Source organism: Microbacterium sp. BK668 (assembly GCF_004362195.1).
Classification (GTDB): Bacteria; Actinomycetota; Actinomycetes; order Actinomycetales; family Microbacteriaceae; genus Microbacterium.
The window spans coordinates 170,221-186,959 of sequence record NZ_SNWG01000003.1 but is presented as its reverse complement, the minus strand read 5'-3'; the positions used below and the strand labels follow the sequence as shown (position 1 = coordinate 186,959).

13 protein-coding genes are annotated in these 16,739 nt (G+C 72.4%); 6 read left to right on the top strand and 7 right to left on the bottom strand.

Annotation, left to right across the window (positions count from 1 at the left end; genetic code table 11):
* Window positions 1-44: 44 nt before the first annotated feature.
* Entirely contained in the window at window positions 45-860 is an 816-nt protein-coding gene (locus tag EV279_RS16275) for a biotin--[acetyl-CoA-carboxylase] ligase (protein WP_133545899.1), read from the bottom strand.
* A gap of 58 nt (window positions 861-918) precedes the next feature.
* A complete protein-coding gene (locus EV279_RS16270; protein WP_133545897.1) occupies window positions 919-3,189 on the bottom strand; it encodes a serine hydrolase in 2,271 nt (756 codons plus the stop codon).
* Between the two features lie 164 nt (window positions 3,190-3,353).
* Between EV279_RS16270 and EV279_RS16265 the strand changes: the two genes are divergently transcribed.
* Window positions 3,354-4,934, top strand: coding sequence for an acyl-CoA carboxylase subunit beta (locus EV279_RS16265; protein WP_133545950.1), 1,581 nt, complete (start codon window positions 3,354-3,356; stop codon window positions 4,932-4,934).
* Window positions 4,931-5,170, top strand: coding sequence for an acyl-CoA carboxylase subunit epsilon (locus tag EV279_RS16260; RefSeq protein WP_133545896.1), 240 nt, complete (start codon window positions 4,931-4,933; stop codon window positions 5,168-5,170). The genes EV279_RS16265 and EV279_RS16260 overlap by 4 nt, the downstream gene beginning before the upstream one ends.
* A 479-nt stretch (window positions 5,171-5,649) precedes the next feature.
* Here the strand turns inward: EV279_RS16260 and EV279_RS16255 are convergent, their stop codons facing one another.
* Genes EV279_RS16255 through EV279_RS16240 form a run of 4 tightly spaced genes read right to left on the bottom strand, consistent with a single transcriptional unit; the run spans window position 5,650 to window position 9,990 of the window.
* Window positions 5,650-6,705, bottom strand: a complete 1,056-nt coding sequence (locus EV279_RS16255) for a hypothetical protein (RefSeq protein WP_133545894.1) — start codon at window positions 6,703-6,705, stop codon at window positions 5,650-5,652.
* Entirely contained in the window at window positions 6,702-7,958 is a 1,257-nt protein-coding gene (locus EV279_RS16250; RefSeq protein WP_208109589.1) for an ATP-binding protein, read from the bottom strand. Before EV279_RS16250 ends, EV279_RS16255 begins: the two co-directional genes overlap by 4 nt.
* Window positions 7,948-8,619: a response regulator transcription factor gene (locus EV279_RS16245; RefSeq protein WP_133545892.1), complete on the bottom strand. Its 672-nt coding sequence runs from the start codon at window positions 8,617-8,619 to the stop codon at window positions 7,948-7,950. The genes EV279_RS16250 and EV279_RS16245 overlap by 11 nt, the downstream gene beginning before the upstream one ends.
* A 9-nt stretch (window positions 8,620-8,628) precedes the next feature.
* Entirely contained in the window at window positions 8,629-9,990 is a 1,362-nt protein-coding gene (locus EV279_RS16240; RefSeq protein ID WP_133545890.1) for a TRAM domain-containing protein, read from the bottom strand.
* 109 nt (window positions 9,991-10,099) lie between these two features.
* Here EV279_RS16240 and EV279_RS16235 point away from each other — a divergent pair, with 109 nt between their 5' ends.
* Window positions 10,100-10,750, top strand: a complete 651-nt coding sequence (locus EV279_RS16235; RefSeq protein ID WP_133545888.1) for a Maf family protein — start codon at window positions 10,100-10,102, stop codon at window positions 10,748-10,750.
* Between the two features lie 109 nt (window positions 10,751-10,859).
* A complete protein-coding gene (locus EV279_RS16230; RefSeq protein ID WP_133545886.1) occupies window positions 10,860-12,626 on the top strand; it encodes a biotin carboxylase N-terminal domain-containing protein in 1,767 nt (588 codons plus the stop codon).
* A 20-nt stretch (window positions 12,627-12,646) separates the two neighbouring features.
* Here the strand turns inward: EV279_RS16230 and EV279_RS16225 are convergent, their stop codons facing one another.
* Window positions 12,647-14,104 carry an NAD(P)H-quinone dehydrogenase gene (locus EV279_RS16225; protein WP_133545884.1) on the bottom strand — a complete coding sequence of 486 codons (1,458 nt, stop codon included), beginning with the start codon at window positions 14,102-14,104 and terminating at the stop codon, window positions 12,647-12,649.
* A gap of 105 nt (window positions 14,105-14,209) precedes the next feature.
* Here EV279_RS16225 and EV279_RS16220 point away from each other — a divergent pair, with 105 nt between their 5' ends.
* Window positions 14,210-15,043 (top strand): purine-nucleoside phosphorylase, encoded by an 834-nt coding sequence (locus tag EV279_RS16220; RefSeq protein ID WP_133545882.1) that lies wholly within the window; start codon window positions 14,210-14,212, stop codon window positions 15,041-15,043.
* Complete coding sequence (locus EV279_RS16215) at window positions 15,040-16,722, top strand: phospho-sugar mutase (RefSeq protein WP_133545880.1); 1,683 nt, start codon at window positions 15,040-15,042, stop codon at window positions 16,720-16,722. Before EV279_RS16220 ends, EV279_RS16215 begins: the two co-directional genes overlap by 4 nt.
* The last annotated feature ends 17 nt before the right edge of the window (window positions 16,723-16,739 follow it).

Here is a 16,739-nt window from a genome sequence, read left to right as displayed (position 1 = left end):
CTCCATTGTGCGATGCGCCGGCGACACCCTGCGCCGCCTCGCCGTCAGCGGCCGAGGTGGCCCTGCAGACGCACGTGCGTCACGTCTCCGGCCGCCACCGTCGTGGCGACATCGCCGGATTCGACGACGAGGCGTCCGTGCTCGTCGATGCGCTGAGCGCGGCCCTCGAGCTTCGACCCGTCGGGGAGGGAGACCACGACCTCCATGCCGAGCGTCGAGCAGAGCGTCTCGACCTCGGCGAGGACGCCCGACGCCGCGGCATCGCCGCGCGAGGCACGCAGCGCGTCGAGCTGCTCCTGCAGCGCGCGGAGGTAGTCGGCGAGGAGCCGGTCGTCATCGCACTCGAGTCCCACCGAGGCGAACGAGGTGGCTGTCGCGACGGGGAGGTCGGTCCGCGGCATCCGGGTGTTCACCCCCGCACCCACCACGACGACGTCCGGCTGCCCCGGCACGACCTCCGCGAGGATGCCGCAGATCTTGCCGCCGTCCATCAGGACGTCGTTGGGCCACTTGAGCCGTGCTGCGTGCCCGGTGCCGTGCAGCTGCTCGGCGAGCGCGCGGGTCATGGCCGCTCCCGCGATCAGGGGGATCCAGCCTCGCGACTCGACCGGCAGGCCCGGCACCCGCACCACCGCCGACACGGCGAGCGCCGTTCCGGCGGGGGTCGTCCACGAGCGGTCGAGCCGGCCGCGCCCGGCCCGCTGATCGTTCGTCAGCAGGACGGACAGGTGCGGCCAGCGATCCGGATCCTCCATCACCGCCGCCACGACGTCGGCGTTGGTCGACCCGGTCGTCTCCACGACCTGGACGCGAGGGCTCACAGCGGCGGCAAGGGGATATCCGGCTTCCGAGATCGGCATGGCGCCACCCTACTTCCCGGGCGTCGGGGTGAGGCCGGCGCTCGCGAGCACGCGCGGTTCAGCGATTGCGCAGATTGGTGAAGTGGGTCCACACGTCGCGCCCGCCGTAGCGCACCGAGTACCAGACGCGCTGGGCGTCGAGAACCTGGATGAGCGCCCCCGTCGGGGCGTATCCGATCGGCGAGCCGTTGGGTCCGTTGAGCAGCTGGATGGGCCACGGGGCGTACGTCTGCTCCACCGGATACACGGCAGCCGCGCCGAAGGGACCGTGGAAGTGCTCGTACACCGTCCGGGAGACGCGGCGGAGGGCCTCCTGCGGCGGCCCCTGATCACCGATGACCGACACGATGTAGGTCGTCTTCGGTCCCCACACGATCGCCGAGTCGGCCTGCAGCAGGCCGGACGTCAGCCACAGCGCCCCGGGCTTGCTCGCCTGCCCGACCCCCGGCGGGATGCCCGAGGCGAGACGCGTGCGGAAGACCTGGGCCTTCATGAGACCGAGGATGTGGTCGCCGTTCGCCTTGGACAGCGCCGTGCCGTTGTGCAGGCGCGTCAGGAGGTGCACGAGGTCGTCCGTCGTCGTCCGATTCCCCGCGTAGAGCACGCTGGTGGGAGGGTTCACGTTGCCGTACGTGGTGCAGCAGAATCCGGCGGCGGCGATCATCCGATTCAGTTCGCCGATCCCGATCCAGTGGACGATGTCGGTGTGGCAGTAGTTGTCCGACGCATGGATCATGACATGCACGCAGTCGGCGAGGCTGACGCCCGAGGGGAGCCGCGTGCCCCAGTGCGCCCGGCCCTCGTCGATGATCCTGCCGACGGCCCACGCCGCGAAGAGCTTGATCATGCTCGCCGGCTCCCGGCGGACCCCGCCGCCGATCTGGACGTACTGCCCGAGTCCGCCCACCTCCCGCACCGAGACGGAGAAGCCGGCGCCGTTGTTGTAGGCCGACAGGGTTCCGCGCAGCGCCGCCTCGAGAGCGCTCTGCCGCTGCTGCCGTTCCGCCGAGCACGACCGGTTCACCGGCACGACCGCCCCCAGCCATTCCGGCCCGCCCACGGCGGTGATCGGCCAGCCCACCGAGGCGAGATGGGCCGCCACGGGATCGGGCACGCAGGGCTCGATCGCGTAGAGCAGCGGCTGACCCGACGCCGCCGCCAGGGCGGCCGCGACGGCCACATCCGGCGACGATGCCGAGTTCGCCACGATCGCCCGCTGACGGGTCGCGGGGCCTTCCCGGGACATGAGGATGGCGGTGTCGTAGCGATCGACTCCCGCACGCCGGCTCACCGCGAACCCTCCGTCCCGGAGCGACTGTTCGAAGCCCGGGCCGATCCCGCCCGTCCCGCCGACGATCACGACGCTGGTGGCCCCGACCGCTCGCAGGGCGTCCAGCGTCGGCGCATCGACGGCCGACGAGCGCTCGTCGACCAGCAGCGCTCCGCCGCCGGTCGCCGCCGCCGCGACCGAGGCGAACGGGGCGTCGATCAATCCGAGGCCGCCCGCGATGTACACGGTGGGAAGGGGCGAGGTCGCGGTTCTCAGCGCGAGGAGAGAGGTCTCGAAGCGCGACGCGCCGCCGAATCGCTGCACGTCCGGAGTGAAGGCCCGCAGGCGATCGAGCACGGCGGCCGACACGGAGGGCTCGCCCCCGATGACGACGATGGATGCCGGCGCGAGGCGCGCGATCTCGGCGGCCACGACGTCGGGGACGACGGTGTGACCCACCAGCAGCAGCGGGGCGCGCAGCCCGGCGGACAGTCCGGCCGCGATCACCCCGTCCACGGGCGCCGACCCGGAGGCGATGAGGACGGTGGCTGCGCCGTTCGGGAAGCCGGCGCGAGAGGCAGCCGCGCTCGTGGCGTAGCGATCCGGGCCGGACAGACGCGACACCGTGGGAACGACCGCCGACGGGCCGGCCGCCTGCCGGGCCGACGCATCCGCTTCCGGAACGGGCGGCTCCTCGGCCGAGTCGGAGCCGTCCGGCGCGGAGGGCGCTCGCGGAGCGTCGGGCAGCACGTCGGGCGACGAGGTCGGGGCGGGCTGGGGCGTCGGTCCGGGGGCCGCGGTCGGGTCGGGGGCCGGAGCGGGCTCGGACGTGGGTTCGGACTCGGGTTCGGGTTCGGGTTCGGACGTGGCCTCCGGGGTCGAAGCGGGATCGGGGGCCGGCGCGGGATCCGGAGACTCGCCCGATTCCGGGGAGGCTCCGGCGCGGGGCGCCGCCCCTGCCGCGGGTGCCCCTGCGGCGCCGACGACGATGACGGCCGCCAGCACGAGCGCCCCCGCCGCAGACCAGACCTGTGACCACGATCGCCGAGTGGGCTCCATGCGGGCCGACCTTACCCCGGACCACGGCGGTGCGACACGGGTCTTCCGGAATCCGGCCGGCGGCCGGATGCGGCCCCTCCCGCCGACAGCCGATGCCGTGCGCGCTTGTGCGAACCCTCCAACGGATCGCGGACCCCCGCCGATAGTGTGGATGGGTGACCGACATGCCCGATCTCTCCACGACCGCCGGCAAGATCGCCGACCTGCGCGCCCGCTATCAGGAGGCCGTGGTCGATGCCGAGCAGGCCGCCCGCGGCAAGCAGCACGCCAAGGGCAAGCAGACCGCGCGCGAGCGCATCGAGCAGCTGGTCGACACCGGGTCGTTCGTCGAGTTCGACGAGTACGTCCGCCACCGCACCACGGCATTCGGCATGGACAGGTCTCGGCCGTACGGGGACTCGGTCGTGACGGGGGTCGGGACGATCCACGGCCGCACGGTCGCCGTCTACGCCCAGGACTTCTCGACCTTCGGCGGCTCCCTCGGCGAGGCCGCAGGCGACAAGATCATCAAGATCATGGAGTTCGCGATGCAGGGCGGCATGCCGTGCGTCGGCATCCTCGACTCGGGCGGGGCGCGCATCCAGGAGGGCGTCGTCGCGCTCGGCAAGTACGGGGAGATCTTCCGCCTGAACACCGCGGCATCCGGCGTCATCCCGCAGATCTCCATCGTCATGGGACCTGCCGCGGGCGGCGCGGTGTACTCGCCCGCACTCACCGACTTCGTCGTCATGGTCGACAAGACGAGCCAGATGTTCGTCACCGGCCCGGATGTCATCAAGACCGTCACGGGCGAGGACGTCGGGATGGAGGAGCTCGGCGGCGCGTACACGCACAACACGCGCTCGGGCGTCGCGCACTATCTCGCCGAGGACGAAGAGGACGCGCTCGACTACGTGCGCACGCTCCTGGGCTTCCTCCCCGACAACAACATGTCGGAGCTGCCGGTCTACGAGGCGGAGTTCGAGTGGGAGACGACGGATGCCGATCGCACCCTGAACACCGTCATCCCCGACTCTCCCAACCAGCCCTACGACATCCACAACGTCATCGCGCACATCGTCGACGCCGGCGACTTCCTCGAGGTGCAGCCCCTCTTCGCCCCCAACATCGTGATCGGCTTCGGCCGGGTGGAGGGCCGAACGGTCGGCATCATCGCCAACCAGCCGTCGCAGATGGCCGGGACGCTCAACATCGAGGCGGGCGAGAAGGCGAGCCGCTTCGTGCGCTTCTGCGACGCCTTCTCGGTGCCGATCGTGACGCTCGTGGACGTGCCGGGCTATCTGCCGGGCACCGACCAGGAGTGGACGGGCGTCATCCGCCGCGGCGCGAAGCTCCTCTACGCCTACGCGGAGGCGACGGTGCCGCTCGTCACCGTGATCCTGCGGAAGGCCTACGGCGGCGCGTACATCGTCATGGGGTCCAAGCAGCTCGGAGCCGACGTCAACCTCGCCTGGCCGACCGCCGAGATCGCGGTGATGGGAGGTCAGGGCGCGGTCAACATCCTCTACCGCGGCGAGATCAAGCGCGCCGAGGAGGCGGGCGAGGATGTCGCGGCCGTCCGCACGCGCCTGGCCAACGAGTACACGTACAACGTGGCATCGCCGTTCCTCGCCGCTGAGCGCGGCGAGCTCGACGGCATCATCGAGCCCGCCCAGACCCGCGTCTCGATCGCGAAGGCACTCCGAGCCCTCCGCGGCAAGCGAGCGAGCCAGCCGCCCAAGAAGCACGGGAACATCCCGCTGTGACGACGGACCAGAGCGGGACACCGGACGAGGGCATCCGCCTCGAGGTGCTGCGCGGCCGGCCCACCGAGGCCGAGCTCGCGGCGCTCATCGCGGTCGTCAGCGAGGCCTATGCCGAAGAGGCGTCGTCGGCCGTCGCCGACGACACGCGCAGCCGCACCGCCTGGTCGGTGTCGCAGCGGTCTCTGCGCACTCCGCTGCGCCGGGAACTCGGCTGGAGCGGATTCCAGGGCCGCTGACACGGACGGGCTCCGGCGGTCGTCGATCTGCATCTTGCCGATCCGGCTCGTCGAGCGCATCATCGATAGCGGCAGGAATCCGTTGCCGGCGCATTTCTGATCGTCGCCGAGCGCTGATCTCCGGGGCCGAAGCGGTCGGAGCACCGGGGTCGTCCCCCATCCGACGCAAATGTCCCCCGAAATACCTACAGACGGACAGTCGCCACCCCCGGATACTTGAAGTGCTGGAACGCTTTGCGTTCGGCTGACCTGACCGTCCCAAGCGGTCTCAGGTTCGGCCATGCGAACGGTTTTCGGGTAACCGTTCGCCAGGCGGGGGCAGGCATATCTGCCGCCCCCGCCTCTTCCGATTCCGCCCTCCGTCCTGGTTCCCCTCCCCCACCAGGACGGGGGGCGAGATTGTCTGCGGGCGATGCTCCGCGGCATCCGCCCCTCGGATGCGGCTCGGCAGCGCCGCTCAGGGGCGCCGCGCGCGCCGCTCAGGGATGGGCGATCTCGCGCCAGAGTTCGACGGCGTCCTCGTCGGACAGACCCGGCCCTGCGGCCGAGCGGCCGACGACGGTCACGGCGACGCGATCATCGGGAGACGTGCGGATGTACAGGCGGTCGGACGTCGAGGCGCGCAGCGTCTCGGCCAGCTGCGCCCGGATGAGCGCGAGCGACGTCTCGTCGAGCCCGTCGAGGCCGCCTTCGTCGAGCACCGTGACCGTCGCTCCTCGCCGGCGGGCCGAGTCGAGCTCCGTGCGGACGTCGTCGTCGAGGAGTCGCGGACCCCGCATCTCGTCGCGGAGCGCCCCCTCGGCGATCCGCGCCTCGAGCTTCTCCCGATCGTCGAGCAGGCCGGTCGTCGCCACCGTCCGGGTCAGGATCGGACCGGCGACGGCGAGTGCGCGCTGCACCTGCACGCGGCGCTCGCGCTGGCGCCCGGTCTGCGACGCCTGCCACGCGGATGCCGCGCGCTGGAGCTGGGCGAGGCGCGCGGTGTCGCGCGCCGCACGGTCCATCGAGATGAGGAGGAGCTGGGCGACCCCGACCCAGACGATCGACCCGACGAGGCCGAGCGACAGGGCGTCCACGGGTCCCATCCACGCGATAGAGGCGATCGCGAGCACGACGATGCCCGCCCACGCGAACCACGGACGCCGGCGCACCATCACGATCGTCATGAGGGCGCCGATGCCGCCGAGGTACCACGTCGCGAAGAGGGCCGTGCGGTTGTCGGGCCCCACGCCGACGGCGATGGAGGTCGGCACGAGGACCGCGCTCACGATGGCGAGGATGGAGGCCGACAGCGGGAGGGTCGCCGGCCCCCGCGAGCCGATCGTGAGAGGCGGATCGTCCCCCGCCTCGGGGTGCGGCGCGGGCGGGGTCGGCTCCCAGAAGACGCAGAGCCACGTCGTTACGAGGTAGAGGCCGAGCGCGATCACGACGACGAGCGGATACGCCGGCGCAGCCGTCCACCACAGCCCGCGCGCCGCGAGGTAGGCCGTGAACGCGACGGCGAGCGTCACGAGGACCGTCCGGACGCTGATCACGCCTCGGCCTCCCGCCACTCCAGGCGGACGGTCGTGCCGTGCTCGCCCGACGCGATGCGGGTCGTCCCGCCGACCGCCGCGACGCGCGCGATGATCGATGCGCGGATGCCGAGCCGGTCGTCGGGCACTTCCTCGAGGTCGAAGCCCCGGCCGGTGTCGCGCACCTCGATGCGCACGCGCACCGGGTCCGTCACGGCCCGCACGGCCACGCCGAGCCCCTCGCCGTCGGCGTGCTCGATGGAGTTCGTGATGGCCTGCAGCGTCGCGAGCGTGAGAGCGCGGGCGACGCGGCCGGGCACCGACGGGCTGTCGCCGAGGATCGTGCGCTCGGCGCGGATCTCGACGCCGAGCTCCCGCGCGACGTGCTCGATCTCGTCGGCGATGGCCGAGGCATCCCGGGGCTCGTCCGGCCCCTCCTCCGGATCCTGCTCCGTGTTCGCCAGGCGCGTGAGTGCCTCGCGGGCCATCGCGGCGGCGAGGGTCCGCTCGCGATCGGTGTGCGCGCGCTCGGCGGCGATGAGGGCGGCCAGCACGCTGTCGTGCATGAGCGCCGCCACGGCGACGCGCTCCTGCTCCGTCGCCGCCGCGGCGGCAGCGGCCGCATAGGACTCCACCGCTCGCGCGCGCGTCTCGTCGACATTCGCCGACACCGAACGGAACACCCAGGCCAGGGTCAGCAGGATGAAGCCGAGGATGAGGGCGAACGAGACGTCGAGGAGCACCGGCTGCAGGAACGCCCGCGCGAAGTCCACCTGCACCAGCCGGACGACGCCGAAGACGAGCGGGAGCAGGGCCGTCCAGACGAGCTGGACACGGAACGGGAAGGCGAGCACCGCCGCGACCGTCCCGACGTTGACGAGGTACCAGATCCACGGCTGCTCGGTGGGCGGACCCACGGTGCCGCCCTCGGTCGCGAGGGGCCACAGCAGGAGCGCTCCGAGGTAGAGGAGGGCGAAGAGTCCGGAGAAGAAGCGCACGCCGCGGCCGATGACGCAGGCCAGCAGCATGAGCGCGAGCGGCCCGAAGGTGCCGAGCACGAGCGCCAGGTGCCACCCCGGCCCCTCCTCAGGGGGGCGGAACGAGTACAGGAAGGCCTGCGTACCGAGGACCACCGCCCCGAAGGCGACCGCCAGCGTGATCGCGCGCTCGATGCGGCGGCGGGTGAACGAGCCGAGGTCGGCGTTGGTCTCGCGCGTCTGCGGGATGTGGCCCCAGGCGTCGTCGAGAACCGAGCCGGTCGCGTCAGCCGTCACCGGCGCCCCCGGTGGCCGGAGACTGCGAGAGGATGCCGTCCTCCATCGCCCGACGCAGGAGGTCGACCTTCGTCGGGGCGGGACGCCCGACCTCGACGTACTTCACGCGCACGCGCGTGATGTTCTCCTTCGCCGTCGAGTACGCCACCCCGAGCCGGTCGGCGACGACCTTGAGCGGGAGGCCCGCGGCGTACAGGCGCAGCACCTCGCGTTCGCGCTGCGACAGCTGGGCGTCGGCGAACGCCCGGTCGCCCTCGACGGCGCTCGCCCACTCGACGTTGTTCAGCGGCTCGCCCCGGGCGACCGTGCGGATCGCGGCGATCACGTCGTCGATCGGCGAGGCCTTGCTCACCACGCCGGCGGCGCCCGCGACCAGGGCCTCGCGCACGGCCGCCGGACGGTCGGCGACGCTGTGGATGATGACGCTCGACCCGTCGGAGGTCAGTCGTCGCACGTTCTCGGTGACGGTCGTCCCGTCGCCGAGCGTCAGGTCGAGCACGACGACATCCGCCGGTCGCGCCGCGGCGAAGCTGCGCCAGTCGATGTAGGCGGTGACCGTGCTCCCCGAGAACACGACGTCTTCGGTGCCCCCGCGGGCGCAGGCGGCCTCGAGTCCCAGCCGGACGGACTCGTGGTCGTCGATGAGGGCGACGCGCGTCATGGCCCCAGGCTAGCGCGCGTCGTGCATGCGGGTCAGGGTGGCCACGGCCTCGACGTGATGCGAGTTGGGGAACAGGTCAAGCGCCGCGATCGGACCCGACGCGTAGCCCAGCGCGCGGAAGGTCGCGAGGTCGCGCGCCAGAGCGACGGGGTCGCACGCGACATAGACCACGGTCTGCGGCGCGAGCGCCGCGACCCCCTCGACGACCTGCCGCCCGGCTCCCGAGCGGGGCGGGTCGAGGATGACGACGCCGTGCGAGAGCCGCTCGCGCTGGGAGACGGATGCCTCGTCCCCGAGCCGCGCGATCCAGCGATCCACGCGGTCGGTCAGTGCGCGCGCGCCGACCCACTCGGCCAGATTCTCTCCGGCGTGCTCGGTCGCCCGCGGATCCGACTCGACGCTCGTGACGCGCGTCCCCGGCCCGCCGAGGTCGCCGAGGGTCGCCGCGAAGAGACCGACGCCCCCATAGAGGTCCAGGTGCCAGGCGTCGGGGTCGAGGCCGTCCGGCCGGGCAGCTCTCAGCTGGGCCGTGACGAGCGACGAGAGGGAGTGCGCAGCGAGCCGGTGCACCTGCCAGAATCCGCCCGCGTCGACGCGGAAGTCCCGACCCCCGGCCTGCTCGACGACCGTCTCGAAGGCGGGATCGTTCTTCGCCGGCCCGGGCGCCGGCTGAGCGACGCGCCGACCGCCGCGCCGCGGGCCCGTCCGGCGTCCTCGCGGAGCCTCGGGCCGCGGGATGACCCGCACGCGCCCGTCGGCGGGCTGCGCGAGGTCGATGCGTCCGGGCCCCTGCCCCGCCAGCCGTCGTGCCGCGCGGGCGACCGCGGGCGTCGCAAGGGGATGGTCCTCGACGGGGATGACGCGGTGGCTCCGCGCCGCGTACGGGCCCACCCGGCCGTCGGCGTCGACGTGGAGGCTGAGCCTCGTCCGCCACCCCGTGCCCTCGGCCGTCTCCGCGGCCACGGTCTCACCACCCGATGCGAGGACCGGCAGAGCCGGCTCGAGGGTCACGGCCGGGCTCTCGACCTTGCCGATCCGGTGGAGCGCGTCGACGAGGACCCGGGTCTTGAGTCGTCGCTGGTGGGGGAGGTCGATGTGGCCGAAGTCGGCGCCGCCCGGCCGGTCCTCCGGCGGGACGTCGACGTCGGCCTGGCGCCATACGTGCGCACGGCGATGGGGCGAGGCATCCAGCACCTCGAGCACCTCACCCCGCCAGAACGATCCGCCGTCCTTCGCATCCGTCAGCCGCACCCGCACCCGCTCGCCGGGGATGGCGTCGGGCACGAACACGACACGGCCCTCGTGCCGCCCGACGAAGACCCCGCCGTGCGCGACGTCGGTGATGTCGAGGTCGAGAAGCCGGTCGTCCATCCTCCGAGCCTGTCACACCCCCACCTGCCGCAAGACCCCTGATCCGGGGCCCCGGCACGCCGCAGGGGCGCCCGGTTCGGAAGGTTCCGCGCAGCAGTAGCGTGAACGCATGCGCGTGCTCCTCGCCTCGACCTCACCCGCCCGTCTCATGCTGCTGCGCCAGGCGGGGATCGAGCCCGAGACGACGGCTCCCGACGTCGACGAGGAAGCCGTCATCGCCGCGGTCGAGGCGGCCGAGGGCCGCACTCTCGCGCCCGACGAGCACGTCCTGCTCCTCGCGCGGCGCAAGGCGGCGGACGTCGCTGCGCGCATCGCCGACGACGACCCGTCGTTCGACGGGGTCGTCATCGGCGGCGACTCGATGTTCGAGCTCGACGGCGAGATCCTCGGCAAGCCCTACACGCCGGAGGCGGCCACGGCACGGTGGCACTCGATGCGCGGGCGCACCGGAGTCCTCCACTCCGGTCACGCGATGTGCCGGCTCTCACCCGGCCGCGACCCGCACGAGGCGCACGCGGTGGCGGAGGCGTCCGTCACCTTCTCCGCGGACATGACGGATGACGAGATCGACGCGTACGTCGCGTCCGGCGAGCCGCTGCACGTCGCAGGCGCGTTCACGATCGACAGCCTCGGCGGCCCGTTCATCGAGCGCGTCGAGGGCGACCCGTCGACGGTCGTCGGGATGTCGCTGTCGACGCTGCGCCGACTCGCGCGCGAGCTCGGCGTCGCCTGGCCCGACCTGTGGAAGACGCGCGACTGAGGCGGGACGACGACGCATCGGACCCTCGTAGAGTCCCGCACACCTCGCCGCGCGTTTCTTGTGCGAGGCGTCCAAAAGTGCTTGGAAGCCCATCTGTAGGCTGACACTCATGCCGCAGATCACCAAGGTTCTCGTTGCCAACCGCGGTGAGATCGCCGTACGCGTCGTGCGCGCCGCGCGCGACTCGGGCAAGGCGTCCGTCGCCGTCTACGCCGACCAGGATCGCGACGCCCTCCACGTGCGCCTCGCCGACGAGGCCTATGCGCTCGAGGGCGCGACAAGCGCCGAGACATACCTCTCGATCGACAAGATCCTCTCCGTCGCGCGGCGCTCGGGAGCCGACGCGGTGCACCCCGGCTACGGCTTCCTGGCCGAGAACGCGGAGTTCGCGCGCGCCGTGATCGGCGCGGGCCTCGTCTGGATCGGCCCCTCGCCCGAGGCGATCGAGGCGCTCGGCGACAAGGTGACGGCTCGCCACGTCGCCGAGAAGGTCGGCGCGCCCCTCGCCCCCGGCACCCCCGGACCCGTCAGCGGCGCCGACGAGGTCGTCGAGTTCGCCGAGCGTGTGGGCCTCCCCATCGCCATCAAGGCGGCGTACGGCGGCGGCGGTCGCGGCCTGAAGGTCGCCCGCACGATCGAGGAGGTGCCGGAGCTCTTCGAGTCCGCGACGCGCGAGGCCGTCACCGCCTTCGGGCGCGGCGCGTGCTTCGTTGAGAAGTACCTCGACAAGCCCCGCCACGTCGAGACCCAGTGCCTCGCGGACGCGGAGGGCAACGTCGTCGTCGTCTCCACGCGCGACTGCTCGCTGCAGCGCCGCCATCAGAAGCTCGTGGAGGAGGCGCCCGCGCCGTTCCTCACGGCCGACCAGAACGAGACGCTGTATGCGGCCTCGAAGGCGATCCTCCGGGAGGTCGGCTACGTCGGCGCGGGGACGTGCGAGTTCCTCATCGGCGCGGACGGCACGATCTCGTTCCTCGAGGTCAACACCCGCCTTCAGGTCGAGCACCCCGTCTCGGAAGAGGTCACGGGCATCGACCTCGTGCGCGAGCAGTTCCGGATCGCGGAGGGCGGCGTCCTCGACTACGCCGATCCCCGGCCCGACGGGCACTCCATCGAGTTCCGCATCAACGGCGAGGACCCCGGCCGCAACTTCCTCCCGCAGCCCGGCCCGATCAAGGTGTTCAAGACCTTCGGCGGCCCGGGCATCCGCCTGGACTCGGGCGTGACCGCCGGTGACAGCGTCAGCGGCTCCTTCGACTCGCTCCTCGGCAAGATCATCGTGACGGGCCGCGACCGCGCCGAGGCGCTCGAGCGCGCTCGCCGCGCGCTGGACGAGTTCGAGGTCGCGGGCCTTCCGACCGTCCTCCCCTTCCACCGCAAGGTCGTGCGCGACCCCGCCTTCACGGCCGAGGACGGCCGCTTCTCGGTCTTCACGCGCTGGATCGAGACGGAGTTCGTCAATGACATCCCGCCGTGGGACGGCGAGCTCGATGCGCCCCGGCCCGCCGAGACCCGTCACACGGTCGTCGTCGAGGTGGCCGGGAAGCGCCTCGAGGTGAGCCTGCCCGACCGCATCGTCGCGACTCCGGTGGCGGCCGGCCGGCCCGCCGCCGTGCCGCCGTCGCGCCGGTCGCACGCGCCGACCGTCGTGGCCGGGGCCTCCGGCGACGCCGTCAAGGCGCCCATGCAGGCGACGATCGTCAAAGTCGCCGTCGAGGACGGCCAGCAGGTCGTCAAGGGCGACCTCGTGGTCGTGCTCGAGGCGATGAAGATGGAGCAGCCGATCCAGGCCCACAAGGACGGCGTCATCGGCGCGATCGACGCGAACCCCGGCACGACGGTGTCGGCCGGTCACCAGCTTCTGACGATCTCCTAGGCGGGGAGGGTCGCCGGTGCTCAGGCGCCGTAGATCGTGTGATCGACGACGTGCATCGCCCGCGCGGAGTCGGTGATCGTGCCGGACAGCGACGGGTAGACCGCGAAGACGCGGGAGACCTGGTCGACCGTGAGGCGTCGCTCGACGGCGATCGCGATGGGGTAGATGAGCTCGGACGCGCGCGGGCCGACGATGACGCCGCCGATCACGCTCCCGCTCCCCTGCCGGGCGATGAGTTTCACGAAGCCGTCCTTGATGCCCATCATCTTTGCGCGCGGGTTGGCCGCGAGCGGCAGCTTGTGGACGACGCCCTGGATGAGCCCGTCGGCGATGTCCTTCTCCTGCCAGCCCACGGTCGCGATCTCGGGCGCCGTGAAGATGTTCGATGCGATGCGGCGGCGCTCGAGCGGGATGACGACGTCGCCGAGCGCATGGAAGACGGCGGTCCGCCCCTGCATCGAGGCGACGGAGGCGAGCGGTATGAAGGTCGTGCAGTCCCCGGCGGCGTAGATGTTCGGCACGGAGGTCCGGGCCACGCGGTTGACCTGGATGTGCCCGGAGTCGGTCATCTGGACGCCCGCCTCCTCGAGGCCGATCCCCTTCGTGTTGGGCACCGAGCCGACGGCCAGGAGGCAGTGGCTGCCCTCGACGGTGCGGCCGTCCGACAGCGTCACGACGACGCCGTCCCCGACCCGCTCGACCTTGTCAGCACGTGACTTGGACAGCAGGGTCATGCCGCCGCGCTTGAACACCTTCTCGAGCACGGCCGCGGCATCCGAGTCCTCACCCGGAAGCACCTGATCGCGGCTGGAGACGAGCGTGACCTTCGATCCCAGGTTCATGTAGGCGCCCGCGAACTCGGCACCCGTGACCCCCGACCCGACGACGATCAGATGCTCGGGGAGCGCCTGCATGTCGTACAGCTGCGTCCAGGTCAGGATGCGCTGCCCGTCCGGTCTCGCGTTGGGCAGCTCGCGCGGCGAAGCGCCGACCGAGACGACGAGGGTGTCGGCCTCGATCCGGTCGAAGTCGGTGCCGCCGGGGCCGGTGGACACGACGACGGCGGTGCCGCTCTCCAGACGGCCGTGACCGGAGATGATGCGGACGCCCGCCTCGACGAGCGAGGCCCGCATGTCGTCGGACTGCTGACGCGCGAGCGAGAGGAGGCGCTTGTTGACGGCGGTGAGGTTGATCGCGATCTCGGGCTTGAGCGGCTTGCCGTCCGTGCCCTTGGCGAACAGCTGCACGCCGAGATCGCCCGCGCCCGCGATCGCGACCGCCGCGTCGGCGGTGGCGATGAGCGACTTCGAGGGCACGACGTCGGTGATCACGGCCGAGCCGCCCACCCCCGCCCGCTCGACGAGGGTCACCTCCGCCCCGAGCTGGGCGGCCGCGAGCGCCGCCTCGTACCCGCCGGGGCCGCCGCCGATGATCGCGACGCTCTGGGTGACCTCGAAGCTCACAGACATGGATCCCATTCTCACAGTCCGCCGCCGCACCGGTCGAACCTCGCCCCGCCGGCACGGATGCCGCGGCTGGGTCCGTGTGGCTACGGCGACGGCTCGGTACCTAGAGTGGTGGGCATGTCAGAGACGACCCGCAATCCCCTCGACGACCCCGCCGCCGACCCCTTCGCGATCGCCGCGCAGGCCGCCGCCGACATCGCGCGCATCACGGGCGTCGAGCACCACGACGTGGCCCTCACGCTCGGGAGCGGCTGGGGCAAGGCGGCGGAGCTCCTCGGCGAGACGACGGCGACCTTCCCGGCGACCGAGGTCACGGGGTTCAGCGCGCCCGCCCTCGCCGGGCACGTCGGCACGCTCCGCAGCGTCGTCACGCCCCGGGGGACGCGCGTCCTGGTGATCGGGTCCCGGACCCACTTCTACGAGGGGCACGGCGTCCGCCGCGTGGTGCACAGCGTCCGCACCGCGGCGGCGACGGGTGCCCGCACCATGGTGCTGACGAACGGCGCCGGCGGCATCAAGGACGGCTGGTCGCCCGGCACGCCCGTGCTGATCAGCGATCACATCAACCTCACGGCGGCCACGCCGCTGGAGGGGGCGACCTTCATCGATCTCACCGACCTCTACTCGGTCCGGCTGCGCGACCTCGCCCGCTCCATCGACCCGAGCCTGGACGAGGGGGTGTACTGCCAGTTCCCGGGGCCGCAGTACGAGACGCCCGCCGAGGTGCAGATGGCCAAGGTGATCGGCGGCCACATCGTCGGCATGTCGACGGCCCTCGAGGCGATCGCGGCACGGCAGGCCGGCATGGAGATCCTCGGCTTCTCGCTCATCACCAACATGGCGGCCGGCATCCAGACCACCCCGCTGAGCCATCAGGAGGTGCTCGAGGCGGGCCGCGAGGCCGAGCCGGTCATCTCGTCGCTCCTGGCGCGCGTGATCGGGGCTCTGTGAGCACCGTCGTCGCGCAGGCACGGGCCTGGCTCGCGCAAGACCCCGATCCCGAGACGCGGGACGAGCTCGCGGCCCTGCTCGCGCGTGTCGACGAGGGGGATGCCGCGGCATCCCTCGAACTCGCGGACCGCTTCGCCGGCCGCCTCGCGTTCGGCACGGCCGGGCTCCGCGGCGAGCTCGGCGCCGGCAGCAACCGGATGAACCGCGTGCTCGTCGCACAGGCGGCTGCCGGGCTCGCGGCCTACCTCCTCGAGCGGGCCGCGGGACGCCGGCCGACCGTCGTGGTCGGCTACGACGGGCGGCGGAACTCTCGTGTCTTCGCGGAGGACTCCGCCGAGCTCTTCGCCGGGGCAGGCCTGCGCGCGATCCTGCTGCCGCGCCTCCTGCCCACACCGGTCCTCGCGTTCGCGGTGCGGCACCTGGATGCCGATGCCGGCGTCATGGTGACGGCGAGCCACAACCCTCCCAACGACAACGGGTACAAGGTCTACCTCGGGGGCCCGGACGAGGGCGCGCAGATCGTCTCGCCCGCCGACGCCGAGATCGCGGCGCACATCGATCGCGTCGCGGCGGGGGACCGCGCATCCCTCCCGCGCTCCCGCGAGTACGAGACGGCGCCGGAGTCCGTCGTCGACGCCTACGTCGCCGCCACGGCGGCGGTCGCCCCGGCGCCGTCGGGCGCCGACGGGCTCTCGTGGGTCTACACGGCGATGCACGGGGTCGGGTGGGAGACGCTCTCGCGCATCCTCGAGGTCGCCGGATATCCCGCGCCGACGCTCGTGACGGAACAGGCCGAGCCCGACGGGGCGTTCCCGACCGTGGCCTTCCCCAATCCCGAGGAGCCGGGGGCGATGGACCTCGCGTTCGAGACCGCGCGGCGGGCGGGCGCAGAGCTCATCATCGCGAACGACCCCGACGCCGACCGGCTCGCCGTCGCCATCCCCGACGACACCGCTCCGGCCGGCTGGCGGCGCCTCAGCGGCAATCAGATCGGCCTCCTGCTGGGCTGGCGAGCCGCGGAGAGGGCCCGCACCATCGGGCGGCCCGAGGAACCGGGGCGGGCATCGCTCGCGTGCTCGCTCGTGTCGTCGCCCGGCCTGCAGACCGTCGCCGAGCACTACGGCCTGGACTTCCACGCGACGCTCACCGGCTTCAAGTGGATCTCGCGGGCCCCCGGACTGATCTTCGGCTTCGAGGAGGCGCTCGGCTACCTCGTCAACCCCGAGACGGTGCGTGACAAGGACGGCATCTCGGCCGCCGTCGCGATGCTGGGCCTCGCCTCCGAGGCACGCGGGCGCGGTGCATCCGTCGCCGACCTCGTGGCCGAGTTCGAAGAGACCTTCGGATACTTCGCGAGCGACCAGATCTCGGTGCGCGTCGAGCAGCTGTCGGCGATCGGCGCCATCATGGCGGCGCTGCGGGCGCAGACGCCGTCGCGGATCGGCGGCGCGGAGGTCGAGAGGGCCGACGATCTGCTGGCGGGCGTCGACGACCTCCCGCCCGGCGACGTGCTGCGCTTCTGGCTCACGGACGGCTCGCGCCTGATCGTCCGTCCGAGCGGGACCGAGCCGAAGCTCAAGCTCTACCTCGACGTCCGCGGGGACTCCGCGGCCGACGCGCAGCATCGCATCCGGTCGCTCGCGGACGGCGCCCGCGCGCTGCTCGCCGAGGTCTCCTGACTCTGCGCGGGGAGAAC